The organism is Nocardioides alpinus, assembly GCF_900112035.1.
Classification (GTDB): Bacteria; Actinomycetota; Actinomycetes; order Propionibacteriales; family Nocardioidaceae; genus Nocardioides; species Nocardioides alpinus.
Map to the genome: position 1 here is coordinate 24,371 of NZ_FOKC01000010.1, position 17,435 is coordinate 41,805.

At 72.3% G+C, this 17,435-nt stretch carries 15 protein-coding genes; 5 read left to right on the top strand and 10 right to left on the bottom strand.

What is annotated here, in order from left to right:
* The first annotated feature begins 27 nt into the window (after window positions 1-27).
* Window positions 28-1,047 (top strand): cytochrome d ubiquinol oxidase subunit II, encoded by a 1,020-nt coding sequence (cydB, locus tag BM127_RS17235; protein WP_091200545.1) that lies wholly within the window; start codon window positions 28-30, stop codon window positions 1,045-1,047.
* Window positions 1,044-4,400, top strand: coding sequence for a thiol reductant ABC exporter subunit CydD (gene cydD / locus BM127_RS17240; RefSeq protein ID WP_091200547.1), 3,357 nt, complete (start codon window positions 1,044-1,046; stop codon window positions 4,398-4,400). Before cydB ends, cydD begins: the two co-directional genes overlap by 4 nt.
* On the opposite strand, the gene BM127_RS17245 is transcribed toward cydD, so the two are convergent.
* From BM127_RS17245 to dapA, 3 genes are read right to left on the bottom strand one after another with little or no spacing between them, the layout of a single operon-like run.
* The gene (locus tag BM127_RS17245; protein WP_091200549.1) at window positions 4,360-6,141 is read right to left on the bottom strand and encodes a GAF domain-containing sensor histidine kinase; all 1,782 of its coding nucleotides are present in this window, start codon (window positions 6,139-6,141) and stop codon (window positions 4,360-4,362) included. The two genes, cydD and BM127_RS17245, sit on opposite strands and share 41 nt — an antisense overlap.
* On the bottom strand, window positions 6,141-7,826 hold the full coding sequence (locus BM127_RS17250; RefSeq protein WP_091200551.1) for a ribonuclease J: 1,686 nt from the start codon (window positions 7,824-7,826) through the stop codon (window positions 6,141-6,143). The genes BM127_RS17245 and BM127_RS17250 overlap by 1 nt, the downstream gene beginning before the upstream one ends.
* A gap of 55 nt (window positions 7,827-7,881) precedes the next feature.
* A complete protein-coding gene (gene dapA / locus BM127_RS17255) occupies window positions 7,882-8,772 on the bottom strand; it encodes a 4-hydroxy-tetrahydrodipicolinate synthase (protein ID WP_091200553.1) in 891 nt (296 codons plus the stop codon).
* 36 nt (window positions 8,773-8,808) lie between these two features.
* Between dapA and BM127_RS17260 the strand changes: the two genes are divergently transcribed.
* Window positions 8,809-9,138 (top strand): TfoX/Sxy family protein, encoded by a 330-nt coding sequence (locus BM127_RS17260; protein WP_091200555.1) that lies wholly within the window; start codon window positions 8,809-8,811, stop codon window positions 9,136-9,138.
* Window positions 9,139-9,178: 40 nt separating this feature from the next.
* A complete protein-coding gene (locus BM127_RS17265) occupies window positions 9,179-9,994 on the top strand; it encodes a nucleotidyltransferase family protein (protein ID WP_091200556.1) in 816 nt (271 codons plus the stop codon).
* On the opposite strand, the gene BM127_RS17270 is transcribed toward BM127_RS17265, so the two are convergent.
* Both BM127_RS17270 and BM127_RS17275 read right to left on the bottom strand, forming a co-directional pair.
* Window positions 9,991-11,793: a M12 family metallo-peptidase gene (locus BM127_RS17270; RefSeq protein ID WP_091200557.1), complete on the bottom strand. Its 1,803-nt coding sequence runs from the start codon at window positions 11,791-11,793 to the stop codon at window positions 9,991-9,993. The genes BM127_RS17265 and BM127_RS17270 overlap by 4 nt on opposite strands.
* Before the next feature lie 100 nt (window positions 11,794-11,893).
* Window positions 11,894-12,301 (bottom strand): NUDIX hydrolase, encoded by a 408-nt coding sequence (locus BM127_RS17275; protein ID WP_091200559.1) that lies wholly within the window; start codon window positions 12,299-12,301, stop codon window positions 11,894-11,896.
* A 37-nt stretch (window positions 12,302-12,338) separates the two neighbouring features.
* On the opposite strand from BM127_RS17275, the gene BM127_RS17280 reads away from it, so the two are divergent.
* Window positions 12,339-12,941: a GNAT family N-acetyltransferase gene (locus BM127_RS17280; RefSeq protein WP_157829574.1), complete on the top strand. Its 603-nt coding sequence runs from the start codon at window positions 12,339-12,341 to the stop codon at window positions 12,939-12,941.
* Here the strand turns inward: BM127_RS17280 and BM127_RS17285 are convergent.
* The 5 genes from BM127_RS17285 to BM127_RS17310 all read right to left on the bottom strand — a co-directional run bounded on the left by BM127_RS17285 (window position 12,902) and on the right by BM127_RS17310 (window position 17,430).
* On the bottom strand, window positions 12,902-13,750 hold the full coding sequence (locus BM127_RS17285; RefSeq protein ID WP_091200563.1) for a phosphotransferase enzyme family protein: 849 nt from the start codon (window positions 13,748-13,750) through the stop codon (window positions 12,902-12,904). The two genes, BM127_RS17280 and BM127_RS17285, sit on opposite strands and share 40 nt — an antisense overlap.
* A gap of 100 nt (window positions 13,751-13,850) precedes the next feature.
* Window positions 13,851-15,347 carry an HNH endonuclease signature motif containing protein gene (locus tag BM127_RS17290; protein ID WP_175507439.1) on the bottom strand — a complete coding sequence of 499 codons (1,497 nt, stop codon included), beginning with the start codon at window positions 15,345-15,347 and terminating at the stop codon, window positions 13,851-13,853.
* A 426-nt stretch (window positions 15,348-15,773) separates the two neighbouring features.
* Window positions 15,774-16,142 (bottom strand): GntR family transcriptional regulator, encoded by a 369-nt coding sequence (locus BM127_RS17300; RefSeq protein ID WP_217642333.1) that lies wholly within the window; start codon window positions 16,140-16,142, stop codon window positions 15,774-15,776.
* A complete protein-coding gene (locus tag BM127_RS17305) occupies window positions 16,139-16,639 on the bottom strand; it encodes a dihydrofolate reductase (RefSeq protein WP_091200567.1) in 501 nt (166 codons plus the stop codon). The genes BM127_RS17300 and BM127_RS17305 overlap by 4 nt, the downstream gene beginning before the upstream one ends.
* Window positions 16,636-17,430, bottom strand: coding sequence for a thymidylate synthase (locus tag BM127_RS17310; protein ID WP_091200569.1), 795 nt, complete (start codon window positions 17,428-17,430; stop codon window positions 16,636-16,638). The genes BM127_RS17305 and BM127_RS17310 overlap by 4 nt, the downstream gene beginning before the upstream one ends.
* Window positions 17,431-17,435 lie beyond the last annotated feature (5 nt).

Consider the following 17,435-nt stretch of genomic DNA (forward strand, 5'->3'; position numbering starts at 1 on the left):
GACCCGACGTCACCGAGAGAGATCATCATGGAACTGACCACCGTCTGGTTCGCCCTCATCGCCGTGCTGTGGATCGGCTACTTCTGCCTGGAGGGCTTCGACTTCGGCGTCGGGATGCTGCTGCCCGTGCTGGCCCGCAACGACACCGAGCGCCGCGTCATGATCAACACCGTCGGCCCGGTCTGGGACGGCAACGAGGTGTGGGTCCTCGTCGCGGGCGGTGCGACCTTCGCCGCCTTCCCGGAGTGGTACGCCACGCTCTTCAGCGGGTTCTACCTCCCGCTGCTGCTGATCCTGGTCGCGCTGATCGTGCGCGGGTTGTCCTTCGAGTACCGCCACAAGCGTGACGACGACACGTGGCGCGGACGCTGGGACCTCGCCCTGATCGTCGGCTCGGTGGTGCCGTCGGTGCTGTGGGGCGTGGCGTTCGCCAACATCGTCGCCGGTGTACCGATCGACGCCGACAAGGAGTTCACCGGGAACCTCTTCACCCTGCTCAACCCGTTCGGCCTGCTCGGCGGTCTGGTCACGCTGACACTGTTCGCCACCCACGGCGCGATGTTCGTCGCGCTCAAGACCGACGGCGACATCCGCCACCGGGCCCGCGCGCTGGCGGTGAAGATCGGGGTGGTGGCCGCCGTGCTGGCCGTCGCCTTCCTGTTCTGGACCCAGCTCAAGACCGGCACCGCCCTCACCGCGGTCGTCTTCGTCGTCGCCGCCCTCTCCCTGGTCGCCGGCCTGCTGGCGGCCATGGCCGGTCGCGAGGGCTGGGCCTTCGTCGGCACGTTCGTCACGATCGGGCTCGCCGTGGCCGGGCTGTTCCTCGCCCTCTTCCCCGACGTGATGCCCTCGACCACCGACCCGGCCTACTCCCTCACCACCACCAACGCGGCGGCGACGGCCTACACGCTGAAGGTGATGACGTGGGTCGCGGTGATCTTCACCCCGATCGTCCTGGGCTACCAGGCATGGACCTACTGGGTCTTCCGCAAGCGGATCTCCGTCCGCCACATCCCCACCCCCGTCACGGCGGACGCCGTCTCGTGAGGCCGCTCGACCCCTCGGTGCGCACCCATCTACGGCCCGCTCGCGGCGCCCTCGCGCTCGTCGTGGCGTGCGGGGTCGTCGGTGGCCTGGCCACCGTGGCCCAGGCGTTCGCGCTCGGGACGCTCGTGGTCGCCGCGGTCACCCCGCCCGCCGGCGGGTGGCACGCCGCGGCGTGGTGGCTGGCCGGCCTCGTGCTGCTGCGCACGGCGACGTCGTACGTCGGCCAGCGAGCGTCGGCGCGCGCCGCCACCGAGGTCTCCTCCGCCCTCCGCGACCGCCTCCTCCAGGCCGCTCGCCACCTCGACGACCTCTCCCCCGCCCGGCTGTCCGTGCTCGCCACGCGCGGTGTGGCCTGGGTCGAGCCCTACGTCACGCGCTACCTCCCGGCGCTCGTCCCGGCCACGGTCCTCCCGGTCGTCACGCTGGTCGCGATCACCTGGCTGGACCCGCTCTCGGGTCTGGTCGTCGCGCTCACCCTCCCGCTCGTGCCGGTCTTCGCGATCCTGGTCGGGCTCACCACGCGGGACCGGGCGCGGCTGCAGTGGCGTGCACTCGAGGCGCTGTCCGGGCACTTCCTCGACGTCGTCCGCGGGTTGCCGACCCTGGTCGCGCACCGGCGCGCCGAGGCCCAGGTCGACACGATCCGCTCGGTCACCCATCGCTACCGCAGGGCCACGGTCGACACCCTCAAGGTCGCCTTCGCCTCCTCGTCCGTCCTCGAGCTGGTGGCCACGCTGTCCGTCGCCCTCGTCGCGGTGACCGTCGGCCTGCGACTGGCCACCGGTTCGGTCGACTTCAGGGTCGCGCTGATCGTGCTGCTGCTGGCGCCGGAGGCCTACTGGCCGCTGCGCCGGGTCGGCGCGGAGTTCCACGCCGCCGCCGAGGGCACCGCCGCGCTCGCGGACGCCGACGCGCTGCTCGCGCGAGTCCCGTCGGCGGACGCCGGTGCCGTACGCCCCTCGTCGCCGCGACTCACCTCCGTCGCCCTGGAGATCGGCCACGACTCCCCGCTCACCGTCCCGCTGGAGCTGGACCTCCCCGAGCGCGGGCTGGTGGCGATCGCCGGCCCTTCGGGGTGCGGGAAGTCGACCCTGCTAGCCACCCTGCGCGGCGAGCTCGCGGCCGTCGCCGGCACGGTGCTCGTCGACGGCACCCCGCTCGACGAGGTGGACCCGGCATGGTGGCGCCGCCAGGTCGCCTGGGCGCCGCAGCGCCCGTGGCTGCTGGCCGACACCCTTGCCGCCAACGTCCGCCTCGGTCGCCCCGGCGCGGACGACGCGGAGGTGTGGGCAGCGCTGGACAGCGTCGGCCTCGCCGACGTCGTACGACAGCTCCCCGACGGCCTCGGCACCCTGCTCGGCGAGGACGGGGCCGGGCTCTCCGCCGGCCAGCGCGCCCGGGTGGCCCTGGCGCGGGTCGTGCTCGCCGGCCGCCCGGTCGTCCTGCTCGACGAGCCCAGTGCCCACCTCGACGAGGAGACCGAGCAGGTCCTCCTCGACACCGTCGCCACCCTGTCCCGCACCAGCCTCGTCCTCGTCGTCGCCCACCGCCCGGCCGTGCTGGCCGCCGCGGACCGGGTCATCGAGCTGTGCGCCCCCGCCCGGGTGGCGGCACCTGACACCGGGTCGGGGCCGAGGGGTGACGTACGCCGCCACCTCGAGGTCCCGATCCGGCCCACCCCACGACCGACGGTCCTCGCGGACGAGCCCGACGGTCGCCCACGCTGGGGACTGCGCACCGCCACCCTCCTCGGTGCCCTGTCGACGGCGTCCGGTGTCGCCCTCACCGCCACCGCGGGCTGGCTGATCACCCGGGCGAGCGAGCAACCACCGGTGCTCTACCTGATGGTGGCCATCGTCGGGGTGCGGTTGTTCGGCCTGGCCCGCCCGGTCCTGCGTCACGCCGAGAGGGTGCTGAGCCACGACGTGGTCCTGCGCGAGCTCGCGGACCGACGGGCCCGGGTCTTCGCCGACCTCGTCCCGCTCGTGCCCGGCCGTCTCGGGCCGCGGCGCGGGGACCTCCTCACGCAGGTCGTCGACGACGTCGACGCGCTGCTCGACGACCGGCTCCGCGTGCGCCAGCCCGTGGTGACAGCCGCGATCGTCGGCCTCGGGGCAGCCGCGCTGACCGGGATGCTCGCGCCGCCCGCCGGCCTCGTCGTGCTGGGCGTGGCAGTCGCCGGAGCGGTCGCGTTCGCCGTGGCTCGCCGGGGCACGACCCGCACCGAGGCCCAGGTCGTCACCCGTCGTGCCGCCCTCAGCACCCGCGTCGAGGAGGTCGCCCACGGCCTGCGCGAGCTGGAGCAGTGGGGTGCGACCGACCACGCCCTGGCAGCAGTCCGGACGGAGTCCGCGGCACTGGCGCAGGGCGTACGCCGCTCGGCGCGGGCCGTCGCGGCCGGCGCCGCGGTCGCGAGTGCCGCCGCCGGGCTCGGGGTGGTCGCGGTCGCCGCCGTCGTCGACCCGGTCTCCGTGTCGCCGGCGATCCTGGCTCTCCTCCTGCTCGTGCCGCTCGCCCTCGCCGACGCCACAGCGGGGCTGGCGGACGCCGGCGCGCTCTCGGTGCGCGCGCAGGCAGCCCGCGCGCGGCTCGACCGCCTCGCCGCGACACCGCCGGCGGTCACCGATCCCCCGGCTCCCGAGCGCCTTCGCGCCACCCACGGGATCGAGCTCGAGGACGTCGAGCTCGGCTGGACCGACCGACCTGCCCTCGCGCTCGAGCACCTCGCCGTCCGGCCGGGCGAGCACCTCGGCATCACCGGCCCCTCGGGCTCGGGCAAGTCGACCCTCGCCGCGACCCTGGTCCGCTTCATCGACCCCGTGTCCGGAGGGGTGCTGCTCGGCGGCACCGACCTGCGGCGGCTGGCGCTCGACGACGTACGCCGCACCGTCGGCCTCGTCGACGACGACCCGCACGTCTTCGCCTCGACGGTCGCCGAGAACGTACGCCTCGCCCGGCCGGGTGCCGGCGACGCCGACGTGCGGGCGGCCCTGGACCGGGCCCGGCTCGGGTCCTGGGTCGACGACCTCCCCCAGGGGATCCACACCCACGTCGGGGCCGGTCGGCGCGAGGTGTCCGGCGGCGAGCGCGCGCGGCTGGCCCTCGCGCGGTCCCTGCTCGCCGACCCGCCGGTGCTGGTCCTCGACGAGCCGACGGCTCACCTGGACGGGGCGACCGCGCGGGCCGTGGCTGCCGAGATGATCGGATCGGCCGCGCAGGCCGGACGGTCGATCGTGTGGATCACCCACGGCACGGTCGGCCTCGAGTCCATGGACCGGGTGGTCCTACTCGATGCCGCGTCGCCGCGTCCGGTCAGCCCTGGGCGTCCCGTTGCGAGCGCAGCGGCAGGGTGAACCGGAAGGTGCTGCCCTTGCCGAGCTCGGAGGTCAAGGACAGCGCGCCGCCGTGGGACTCCGCGATCCGCTGCGCGATCGGGAGGCCGAGGCCGGTGCCGGGCACCGAGAGCGCGTTGGGGTTGGTGGAGCGGTGGAACGCCGAGAACACGTGGCCCTGGTCGGTGAGCGAGATGCCGAGCCCGGTGTCGGTGACGTCGACGCTCACCTGGTCGTCGGTCACCTTCATCGAGACGAGGACCGAGCCGTCCTCGGGGGTGTACTTCACGGCGTTGTCGACCATGTTGTCGATGACCCGGGCGAGCTCCTCGGGATCGCCGAAGACCACGACGGTCCCGCTCTCGGGCGGGGTGAAGCTGAGGTGGACGCCCGCGTGCTTGGCGCGGATGTCGAGCAGGTCGACGCTCGCCTCGCACAGCTCGGCGAGGTCGACGGCACGGCGTACGGTCTCGCGCCGGCCCTGGATCCGCGAGTAGTGCAGCAGGTTGGCGACGAGGTTGTTGAGGCGCTGGGCGTTGCGGATGATCGCGTCGAGCGACGTCAGGTCGGGGTGGCGGTCGGAGATCAGCTCGGCGTGGCCGAGGATCGCCGTCAGGGGCGTCTTGAGCTCGTGGGAGATCGTCGCGATGAGCTCGCTGCGGTAGCGCGCGAGCTCGCGCAGCTCCTGGACGAGCCGCTGCTCAGTCTCCAGGACCCGCGAGGCGCGGACGATCTGGCCGAGCAGCCGCCCCACCTCGACCACCGCGGCTGCCTCGATCCGCGTGAGCGGGCGGGCCCTGCGGGCGAAGCCGAGCACCGCGTAGCCGACGAGGTCGTCCTGGGAGAGCAGCGGGCAGATGATCACGCGCTCGATCCGCATCGAGCGCATCAGCTGCTGGAGCCGGGAGACGCTGCGCGGGAGCGGGGCCGAGGCCGTGCCGTCGACCGTCACCTCGACCAGGCCCGTCCTGTCGTGGAGCTGGGACAGCTCCTCGCGCAGGTCGGGCAGGTCGTGCTCGGGCACGAACGGGCGGGGGGTGCCGATGCCGAGGTGGCTGCCCTGCGCGTCGCTGGGGAAGGTGCGGATCCACGCCTGGGTGGTCCCGAGGCACTCCGCGACGGCGCCGATCGACGTACCCAGCGCCTGGGTGAGGCTGTGCTGGGTGCCGGATCCCGCGACCGTGGTCAGCATCCGGTCGAGGCGGAGCCGGTCGGTGAGCCGCTCGCGCTCGCGGGCGTTGGAGAGCGCGACCCCGGCCTGCACCGCGAACATCTCCAGCAGCTCGCGGTCGGCCTCGTCGGGCACGCGCGAGTCGGGTGGCAGGTCGACGGCCATGTTGCCGAGCAGCTCGCCACCGGCGGAGTAGAGCGGTGCGTAGAGCGCGTGCTCGGGGTGCCAGGCGCGGGGGTCGTCGCTCGCCGCGACCTCGGGGATCCACGCCGCCTGCAGCCTCTCCTCCGACATCCGGCCCGCCGGGACGAAGCGGAGGATGCCCCACTTGTCGGCCTCGCGGAACTCGTCGAGGATCTGCTCGGCCGGGGTGCGGCGGTGCAGGATCTGCGCGACGACCTCGGGCGGACCGGCGACGTTGGTCATCACCAGGGTGTCGCCCTCGAGCCGCGCGATGGCGGCCACGCCGTACCCCAGGACGTCCACGACCCCGTGGGCGATCTCCTCGAGGATCACCTCCGTGTCGGTGGACGAGTTGACGCGTCGCATCAGCTCGGCCAGACGACTGAGAGCGCCCTGGTTGCGCGGCATCAGGCCTCGATGACCACGGGGATGATCATCGGCCGACGTCGGTGGGCACGGTTGACCCAGCGGCCCACGACACGTCGTACGGTCTGCTGGAGCTGGTAGGAGTCGGTGGCGCCCTCGGCGATCGAGGCGTTGATCGCGTCGATGATCGGCTGCTTGACCTCGTCGAAGGTGGTCTCGTCCTCGGCGAAGCCGCGGGCGTGGATCTCCGGTCCGGACACGACCTTGCCGGTCACCGAGTCGACGACCACGATCACCGACAGGAAGCCCTCCTCGCCGAGGATCCGGCGGTCCTTCATCGACGCCTCGGAGATGTCGCCGATGGTGGTGCCGTCGACGAAGACGTAGCCCACGTCGACCTTGCCGACGATCTTCGCGACACCGTCGACCAGGTCGACCACGACGCCGTCCTCGGCCAGCACGACGTTCTCGACGCCGGTGGCGCGGGCGAGCTCGGCGTTGGCCAGCATGTGGCGGATCTCGCCGTGGACCGGCATCACGTTGCGCGGCTTGACGATGTTGTAGCAGTAGAGCAGCTCGCCGGCGCTCGCGTGGCCGGAGACGTGGACGAGGGAGTTGCCCTTGTGCACGACGTTGGCGCCCAGGCGCGCGAGGCCGTTGATCACGCGGTAGACGGCGTTCTCGTTGCCGGGGATCAGCGAGCTGGCCAGGACCACGGTGTCACCCGGCTGGAGCTGGACGAAGTGGTGGTTGTTCTGCGACATCCGGCTCAGCGCCGCCATCGGCTCGCCCTGCGATCCGGTCGAGATCAGGACCTGCTTGTGAGGCGGCAGGTCGGCGAGCTCCTTGGCCTCGACCATGACGCCCGGCGGGACCGTGAGGTAGCCGAGGTCCTGGGCGATGGCCATGTTGCGCACCATCGAGCGGCCGACGTAGCCGACCTTGCGGCCGTGGGCGACGGCTGCGTCGAGCACCTGCTGGACGCGGTGCACGTGGGAGGCGAAGCAGGCCACGATGATCCGCTGGTCGCTCTTGGCGAAGACCCGGTCGAGCACCGGCGCGATGTCCTTCTCGGACGTCGTGAAGCCGGGGACCTCGGCGTTGGTCGAGTCGGTGAGGAAGAGGTCGACACCCTCGTCGCCGAGGCGGGCGAACTCGTTGAGGTCGGTGATCCGGCCGTCGAGCGGCAGCTGGTCCATCTTGAAGTCGCCGGTGTGCAGCACGACGCCGGCACCCGTGCGGATGACGACGGCGAGCGCGTCGGGGATCGAGTGGTTGACCGCGACGAACTCGAGCACGAACGGCCCGAAGGTGATCGTCTGGCCCTCGGCGACCTCGTACTGAGCGGTCTCCTTGAGCCGGTGCTCGCGCAGCTTGGAGCCGAGCAGGGCCAGGGTCAGCTTGGACCCGACGAGGGGGATGTCGCCGCGCTCGCGCAGGAGGTAGGGCGTCGCGCCGATGTGGTCCTCGTGGCCGTGGGTCAGGACCAGGGCCTCGACCGCGTCGAGGCGGTCCCGGATCGGGTGGAAGTCGGGAAGGATCAGGTCGACCCCGGGGTGGTGGTCCTCGGGGAAGAGGACGCCGCAGTCGACGATCAGCAGGCGGCCGTCGTACTCGAAGACGGTCATGTTGCGACCGACCTCGCCCAGTCCCCCGAGCGGGATGACCCGGAGGCCTCCGGCGGGAAGCGGGGCGGGCGCGCTCAGGTCGGGATGGGGATGGCTCAAGGTGTTCCTCGGTTCGTGGGACAGGTCTGGTGACAGACGGGATTCAAGTCGGATCTCACAGGAGGCCGGCGGCGGCGAGCCCGCTGCGGAGCGCAGCGACCTCGTCGTCGACCAGGGCGACCAGGGGGCCGCGGACGCGGCGGTTGTCGATCACGCCGAGCAGCTCGAGGGCTGCCTTGGCGGTGGTGGCTCCGTAGTTGGGGACGCCCATGACGGCGTCGAAGGCCGGGACGAGCGAGGTGTGCACCCGCAGCGCCTCGGCGTGGTCGCCGCGCACCCAGGCGTCGATCATCGCCGCGAGCTGGGTGCCGGCGGCGTGGGCGACGACGGACACGAGGCCCACCCCTCCGTAGGCGAGGTAGCCGAGGGTGGCCTCGTCGTCGCCGGAGTAGACGGAGAAGCCCATGTCGACCAGCTGCGCGGTCCGCGGGAGGAGACCGGAGGCCTCCTTGACCGCGACGACGTGGTCGTGGGCGCGCATCGCCTCGTAGGTCTCGAGCTCGATCAGGGTCGCGGTGCGGCCGGGGACGTCGTAGAGCATCACCGGGAGGTCGGTGGACTCGACGACGGACGTGAAGTGGTGGCGCAGGCCGACCTGGCCGGGCTTGTTGTAGTAGGGGCTGACGAGGAGCACGCCGTCGACGCCGATCTTCTCGGCCTGGCGGGCCAGCTCCACCGAGTGGGCGGTGGCGTTGGTGCCGACGCCGGCGATCACGGTGGCCCGGTCGCCGACCGCGTCCTGGACCGCGCGGAGGATCTCGCCGTCCTCGGCCACCGACGTGGTCGGGCTCTCGCCGGTGGTGCCGCTGACGACGACGCCGTCGTTGCCGTGCTCGACGAGGTGGGCGGCGATCCTCGCCGTGCCGTCGAGGTCGACGCTGCCGTCCTCGTGGAACGCGGTGGCCATCGCCGTGAGCAGGCGGCCAAACGGGACGTTGGAGCTCATGCGTGAAGGTTATCGCCCTCGGGCCTAACCTGAGGCATGGCGTACGACGAGGTGCTGGCGCGGCGGATCCACGACGTGATCGACGGCGAGCCGGGGGTGACGTCGAAGAAGATGTTCGGGGGGCTCGGCTTCATGGTCGACGGGCACATGGCGGTCGCCGCCAGCAGCGGTGGCGCACTGATGGTGCGCGCCGACCCGGACGACGCCGCCTCCTGGCTGTCCGAGCACGTGCAGCCGATGGAGATGCGCGGACGGGCGATGCACGGCTGGCTCCTGGTCGACCGGGACGCGCTCGCCGACGACGACCAGCTCCAGGTCTGGGTCGACCGCGGCGTCGCCTTCGTCCGGACGCTGCCGCCCAAGTAACCCGGTTGCCGCCGGTGCGCCGAGCGCGTTGGCTGGCGTCGTGCCGTTGACCCTCGAGTTCCCCAGCCACCTGCCCACCATCGACCGCACCCGCATCGCCACCCTCGCCGAGCGCAATCTGGCCGATCACGGGGACGGACTCCTCGGGCTCGTGCTGTCGGGCTCCGCCGGGCGGGGCATGGCCACGGACCGGTCGGACCTCGACGTCTTCGTGGTGCTGAGCGACGAGGCCGCTGCCGGCAGGACCACGAGCCACTCGTCGGACGTCGACGAGATCCCGTGGTCGCGCTCCGAGCTCGACACCGTCGGCGCCTACGGCACGGAGGAGTGGTGGTTCCGCTGGTCCTGCGCGTGGGCGCCGGTCCTGCTCGATCGCACAGGCGGTGGCATCGCCGGCGCGCTCCGACGGCAGGCGACGCTGGATCCCCGCGAGGCGGATGCGGTGCTCATCGACCACGACCGGCTCGACGGGTGGGTCAACTTCGCCTACCGCGCGCTCAAGAGCAACCGTGACGGCCGGCACCCGGAATCGCGTCTCGACGCCAACGAGTCGGTGCCGTGGCTGCTCGACGTGGTGTTCGCGCTCGCCGGGAGGGTGCGGCCGTACAACAAGTACCTGGCGTGGGAGCTCCGCACCCACCCGCTCGACGGCTGGCCCGCCGACGAGCTGCTCGACCTCGTCGGGCGCCTGCTCGACGGGGACGCGGCAGCCATACGGGAGACCTTCGTGCGGGTTCGCGCGGCATGTGCGGCGTACGACGCCGGGCGCGGACACATGCGCACGACCGACATCTTCGAGGGCTGGGGCGCGGAGCTCGACGTGTTCGTCGGGCAGCCCCAGCCCTTGCAGGCCTAGCGGGCCACGAGGCGGAAGCGGTGGCGGACCGAGGGGCCGTCGCCGGAGAGGACGGTCGAGAACGTGGTGTGCGACGCGCGGCGCACCGTGCCGGTGATGACGATGCGGTCACCGGACGTACGCCACCTCAGCCCTGGCGGCAGCCGCCAGTCGACGCGGGCCTCGGTGACCGGACCGCTGAACGCGATGACGGCGCGGTAGGCCTTGCCGACGCGGGCGCGCGGCAGGCGCGTCGTCCGGAACCTCATCCGCCCCGACGTGGCCGAGGTCGTGGTCGACGCCGCGCTGGCGGTCGGCACGGGGGTGGGAGTCGGGGGCGGTGTCGGTGTCGGTGTCGGGCTGGACGGGGCCGTCGGGGTGGGCGTGGGGATCGCGCTCGCACCGGTGACGAGCCCGACCGTGTAGGTGCCGATCGCGCCGAAGTCGCTGTAGCGGCCGGGCTCGGCCGGGTCGCCGTTGCCGACACCGTCGACGACGGCGGTGTACGTGCCCGCCGCCGTCGGCAGCATCGTCGACCAGGTGGCGTCCATCGACGCGTCGCTCGCGGTGTCCGCGGTCGGGTCGATGGTCGCGACCCTGGTCCCGACCGAGTCGTAGACCGTCACCTGCACGTCGATGTTGGAGTAGCCGCTCGGCCCGGCCACGGTGAGCGCCGTACCGAGGTCGGCGGTGAAGGTGAACGCGTCGGTGTCGGTGCGCGAGGTGAGGGTGCCCGGGGTCGGGGTCCCCGCCGCCAGGCGGGTCGCACCGATCGGGCCGTTGGCGTGGTCGTCGGACAGCGTCGGCGCCACCTCCGAGATGATCGCGACGTCGTCCTCGGTGTTGTCGGCGCCGGCGTACTCACCACTCGACCAGTGAGTCGCTCGACGGCTGTAGGAGGAGCCCATGATCGGCGCCCAGCCCTTGTCGCCCGCGTAGTAGCTGGTCTCGCTGGTGCCGTCGTGACTGAGGCCGAAGGTGTGGCCGACCTCGTGGCTGATCACCTGGCCGATGTTGTCGCCGCCGGTCCCGGAGCCCGAGGTGAAGATCCACGCCGGCTGGTAGTCGGTCGCGCCGACCGCACCGAAGATGCCGATGTAGGCGGCGCCGCCGCACGCGCAGCTCTCGCCGACGGAGTTGGTGGGAGTGACGACGACCGGGATCCCGTACGCCTGGTCGGAGCTGGTCGAGCGGGTGAGCGCCGACGGGTCGGGCCGACGGGTGGTGACGTTGACGTCGAAGGGGGCGAAGTCCTCGGCGACGACGCGCCAGGCCTGGAAGACCTGGGCGCGCTCGGTCTGGCTGAAGGTCGAGCGGTCCTCGTCGATCGAGTAGGCGGGCGACACGATCTGCTCGCCGTTGCGCCAGCGGGTGCCCGAGGAGGTCGCGCCGTCGAAGTCGAGGTAGATCGTGCGCGTGGACGAGGGGCGCGAGGCGAGGCCGAAGACGTCGGCCGGGACCTCGTCCGACGCCACCGGGGAGACCGCCTCCTGCTGGCGCTCGGGCACTGCTTCGTCGACGACGAACACCCGTCCGCAGTCGTCGAGCCACGAGGTGTCGTCCTCACGCATGTGGGCGAGCTCGTCGCGCGTGAGGTCGTTCAGGAGCCGCACGGTCGTGGCACTGACACCGGCGTCGAGGGCTTCCTCGAGAGGCGCGGGACCGGTCAACGAGGGGACGGCGCAGCCGAGGTCGGAGGGGGCGTTCGACGTGAGCGAGACGGTGTCGGCGGACGCTGCAGTGACGAGGGTCGGGACGCCGAGGGCTGCGACCACGAGGGCGCGCACGACGAGCGAGGGGCGGACTGACCGGACGGCCACGGTGGTTGTGTCCTAGCGCTGGTATCAGGGGTTCCGAGTGGACCTCACCCTTGATACGGCGCCCAGATCCACGCCCGAGGCACAGATCAGTGTTGCCACGTCATTGAACAGTCAACGTTTTCCGGATCACCGGGAGCACGTGGTGCTCGAGCATCGGCGCCAGGTCGTCGGGGTGGTCGCGCAGGGCCGTCCAGCGCACTTCCTCGATCTCGGCCGACGCGACCGGTTCGGCGTCGGACTCGGCCCAGAAGACCGTCGAGTGCAGGGTGTGGCCGGGCTCGTTGGCGGCCTCCGAGAAGAACTCGCCGAGCAGCGTCGCGTCCGCGATCACCAGGCCCACCTCCTCGTACGTCTCGCGCAGTGCGGCGTCGTATGCCGACTCCCCCGGCTCGAGCTTCCCGCCCACCAGCATGAAGCGCTGGGTGCCGCGCTTGCGGACCGTCAGCACGCAGCCGTCACGCACGAGCGCGACGGCCGCCACGACGATGTCGGCGGAGGCCTGGTCCATGGCGCGACTCTGGCATGCCGGGAGGTCCCGTCCTACGGTGGCCCTGACACGTCGGATCGTGGCGGGGAGCCGGATGGGTGGCATGCGTACGGTGGTCCGCGCGGCACGGCCCGAGGACGCACCGGCACTGGGCCTCCTCATGGTGGAGTCGTGGCTCGCGGCGCACCGGGAGCAGATTCCCGACACCGCCTGGCAGGCCCGAGCTGCGGAGTGGACGCCCGAGGCGTCGGCCCACGGCTGGGCTGCGCTGATCGCTGACATCGCTGCCACGGACGTGCCGGCAGACGTCCTCCTCGTGGCCGAGGACGACAGCGGGGCGGTGGTCGGTCTCGTCCACGGCGTGGTCCGGGGAGTGGGCGACGGACCTCCCGCCGGAGAGATCTCCTCGCTCTACGTCGCCCACGACCAGCACCGCAGGGGCGTCGGTACGTCGCTCCTCAAGGCTGCTGCCCAGGCGCTCCGTGACCTCGACGCTGTCGGCCTCCGACTCAGTGTGCTGACCGCCAACCTTCCTGCTCGGGCGTTCTACGAAGCCCGGGGCGGACAGCAGGTCGGACCCGGCACGACCGATGAGGACGGACACCTGCTGCCCACCACCCTCTATGCGTGGTCCGACGGGTCCCTGCTCGGCGGCGACTGAACGTCGAGGTCGTCGCGGTGCGCCTCGATCCACGCGATCTCCTCGAGATCACGTTCGTCGGCACCATCGGCGACCCAGGTGCGCTGGGGCTCGATGCCCTGTTCTGCGAGGTCGTGCATCAGGGCGATCACGGAGCGGATCCGCTCGACGACCACGTCGGCGACGTCGAACGGCGCAAGGCCGCCGTACGCCTCGACGAAGGTCTGCACGCGAGCGCGCCGGTCGGGCACCTCGGGGAAGTGGTGCCAGTCCAGCGCGTGCGCGTCGGACCGCAACGGAGCGAACCAACGCAGGGCGTAGGCCACGTCGTCGAGGCGTGGAGCGGGATGGAGATAGTCCCAGTCGATCAACGCGACGGCCTCCTGGTCGCGCCAGATGAAGTTCCAGGGGCCGGGGTCACCGTGGCAGAACACGGTGTCCGCGCCGGGGACCGCGTCGGCGCCCCACACCGCATCCTCGGGCGGCGTCCAGTCGGCGCCGGCGTCGTGGATCCGTCGCAGGAGCCGCGCCGCCGACGCCAGGCCCCGGTCGGTGTGCTGGTGGTACCAACCCTCGCCACCGTCGGCTCCCGGGATGAAGCGGAGCGTCTCGACTCCGTCATCGATCGCGAGTGGTTCCGGGACGCAGGTCAGTCCCGTGGCCCGCAGGTGTCGGAGGAAGTCGTGCACGGTCGCACTGCCCGGACCCGCAGGTCGGGACACGACGTCGGGACCGATGACGACCGGGCGGTGCAGAGCGTTGGCCTCGGCGGCACGGTCGGCGGCGTCCCAGGGACCCTCGGCCGTGGCGTCGCCACTGGTGTCGTCCATGGACGCACCCTCATGCCTGGGCGCTCACGGGGCAACGGATTTGAATGGTCTGACGACGTGCCTGTGGCCCGATCACCGGTGGTGTCGGGCTGTGGGGCGCTCAGGTTCGTCGGCGTGGGCGGTGGGTGACGGGGCCGGTGGTCACGGTGATCCCGGTCGGGAGGGTCCATTCGTAGGCCCCGTCCGGGAGGCGTCGGTAGGTGAAGGCACCGAAGGTCTTGGCCCGGTGATATCTGCGGCACAGCGGTGCGAGTGCGTCGGGACGGGTCTGGCCGGGCGGTCCGCCCTGGTCGACGGGGACATAGGTCTCGATGTGGTCGAGGTCGCAGGACTCCGCGTCACGCCCGCACCCGGGGTACACACAGGTGGTGTCGCGCAACCGGACCGCGGCAGCCATCCGTGCCGGCGGGTCGTGGGCATCGACCGGCCCGATGGTGGCGTGGTCCACGACCGGTCTGATGGTCACCTTCCCCGCCGTGAGCAGCCACGACTGGAGCCGGCCCAGCAGCACCGGACCCAGCTTCGGTGACACCGCGACACCGCCCGAACCCCACGATGAGCCCCACGATGAGCCCCACGGTGAGCCCCAGGACGTACCGGTGTCGAGGAGGTCGCGGTCGGTGATGTGGAAGACCAGCACCACCTCACCCGAGCCACCCTTGCCACCCCAGCCACCCGAGCCACCCGAGCTACTCGAGGCGCCCTGGTGGGCGGGGTGGGGGCGGCGGAACGGGTTCGCGGCGTCGTGGGCGATGTCCTCGGCGGCCACCACCGCGGGGTCGTGCCCGGCGTCGGGGGCGGTGGGGTCGACGGCGAGGAGGTCGAGCGCGGCCTGGGGGTCGGCCAGGATCCCCACCGCGTGCGCACGACGCACATCCAGGCTCCCTGCGTGGCCGAGGGCACCGATCTGGTCGGCCATCACACCGACAGTGGAGTCGAACGCGACCAGGTCGGCCTCGTCGAGGACCATCCACGCCTCCCCCGTGCCGGGCGCGCCGGTGCCGTAACGGCACTCGACCTTGCGGGTGGCCATCGCCCGGTCGTGGTCGGCGACCGCGCGGTCGGGGTCGGCGTAGAGCCGGGCCTCGTGGATGAGCACCCCGATGCGGTGCGGGTTCAGCCGCTTCGGCTGCCACGCCAGGAGCCGGTCCGCGTGCCCGGCCGTAGCCAGGTCGAGGTCACGCGAGACCCGCGCGGCCTCACGCCCCAGATGCGCCGGGACCCACAGCTCCCTCACCAGGGCCCACGTCCGGGGAAGCCGGTGCGCCAGGTCGAGCACCTCACCCACCAGCGCGAGCGCTGCCTCGTGGGAGAGCCGCAGCGCAGCGGCGAGCTCCATCACCGCGAACTCCGCCACCGCCGGCGAACCCACACCCGCGATCGGGACCGCCCGCTCCCCGAACATCGCCGCCGCATACGACCCCGGCCACGGCATCCAGTCGCACTGCCACCCCGCCACACCTGCCCCGTCCGCAGGGTCCGCAGGGTCCGCAGCGTCCGCAGCGTCCGCAGCGTCCGCAGCGTTCCGCAGCGTCCGCAGCGTCCGCAGCGTCCGCGGCGTCTGCAGCGTCTGCAGCGTCTGCAGGGTGGAGGTCATCACCGGACGGCACGTGGGCGTGGGCCCACGCCAGCGCCGACTCCAGGACCTCGACGTCGGCCTGCCGGCGAGACGTCATCGCAGCCACCGCACGCTCCAGCACCGGCCGGGCGGTGGCCCGGCTGCTCGGAGCTGCGGTGGTGGTGGTCATGGGAGAAGTCTCCCAGAGCCCACCGACACCCGGACCTGCAGAAACAGATCTGTGGAGAACCTTTTCGGATGCATGAGCGAACGCAAGACGGACACGAGGAGAGGCGCGAGGTGTTCTGGGTTTCGACACGGTCGCTGCGCGACCTGCTCAACCAGCGAACCCCCTGCGCGACCTGCTCAACCAGCGAACCCCCTGCGCGACCTGCTCAACCAGCGAACCCCCTGCGCGACCTGCTCAGTCAGCGAACGCGATGCGCGACCAGCCGCGCAAGCTGCTCAGCCGGCGGCGAGTGCTCGGCGTACGGCCTCGAGCGCCGCCGCGTCGGAGAGCCCGAGCGTCCGGGCGGTGTCGACGTACGACGCAGCAGCCGCACGCACCGAGCGCTCCACCCTGCGCCCCGCGACGAACGTCCCGGCCCGGCCGCGGGTCTCGACGACGCCGAGGGCCTCGAGCTCCTTGTAGGAGCGGGCGACCGTGTTGGCGGCGAGATCGAGGGACGCGGCGAGCGTGCGCACCGGCGGCAGCCGGAACCCGGGCTCCAGCACACCCGACTCGACCTGGGCACGGATGGCGTCGCGCACCTGCTCGAAGGGCGGCACGCCCGAGGCCGGGTCCACGCCCAGCCGCAGCTCCTGGGGGCTCACGCTGCTGGGGCCATCCGCTCGAGCCAGACCCGCTCGTAGCCGTCGAAGGACTCTCGCGCGGTCTCCACCCAGTCCCCGGCAGGGAACTGCGGGTAGTGCACGTCGCCCTCGGGCTCCAGGTCGACCTCGGTCAGCACCTGGTGCGTCGCCCAGGGCAGCAGCGCGGCGTAGACCTCGCCGCCGCCCGCGACCATCAGGTCACCGGGCTGGTCCGCGGCGAGCTCCAGCGCGTCCTCGACGGTGTGCGCGACGAGCACGCCGTCGTGGGCCCAGTCCGCGTGTCGGGTGAGCACGATCGTCGTACGCCCCGGGAGGGGGCGGCCGATCGACTCGAACGTCGTGCGGCCCATGAGCAGCGTGTGCCCCCAGGTCAGCTCCTTGAACTGTGCCTGCTCGCCCGGCAGCCGCCAGGGGATGTCGGGACCGTTGCCGATCACGCGGTTGCGCGCATGGGCAGCGACGAGCACCACGCGCTGGTCGGGTCGCGGACCGCTCATACGGCGATGGGCGCCTTGATGCCCGGGTGCGGGTCGTAGCCCTCGACCGCGATGTCCTCGAGGTCGAAGCCGTCGAGCTCGGTGATGGCCGGGTTGAGCACCAGCGAGGGCAGCGGCCGCGGCTCGCGGGTGAGCTGGAGCCGGGCCTGGTCGACGTGGTTGAGGTAGAGGTGCGCGTCGCCCATCGTGTGCACGAACTCCCCCACCTCGAGCCCGGTCACCTGGGCGACCATGTGCGTCAGCAGGGCGTACGACGCGATGTTGAACGGCACGCCGAGGAAGGTGTCGGCCGAGCGTTGGTAGAGCTGGCAGCTCAGCCGGCCGTCGGCGACGTAGAACTGGAAGAGCGTGTGGCACGGCGGCAGCGCCATGTCGTCGACGTCGGCGACGTTCCAGGCCGACACGATGTGGCGCCGGGAGTCGGGGTTGGTGCGGATGCCCTCGACGAGGCGGGCGACCTGGTCGACGTGCCGCCCGTCGGGGGTGGGCCACGAGCGCCACTGGTAGCCGTAGACCGGCCCGAGGTCGCCGTTGTCGTCCGCCCACTCGTCCCAGATCGAGATGCCGCGGTCCTGCAGCCACTTCACGTTGGTGTCGCCGCGGAGGAACCACAGCAGCTCGCCGAACACCGACCGCGTGTGCACCTTCTTCGTCGTCACCAGAGGGAAGCCCTCGGCCAGGTCGAAGCGCATCTGGTGCCCGAAGACGCTCAGCGTGCCGGTGCCGGTGCGGTCGGTCTTCTCGACGCCCTCGTCGAGGATCCGCTGGAGGAGGTCGAGGTAGGCGCGCACGGGAC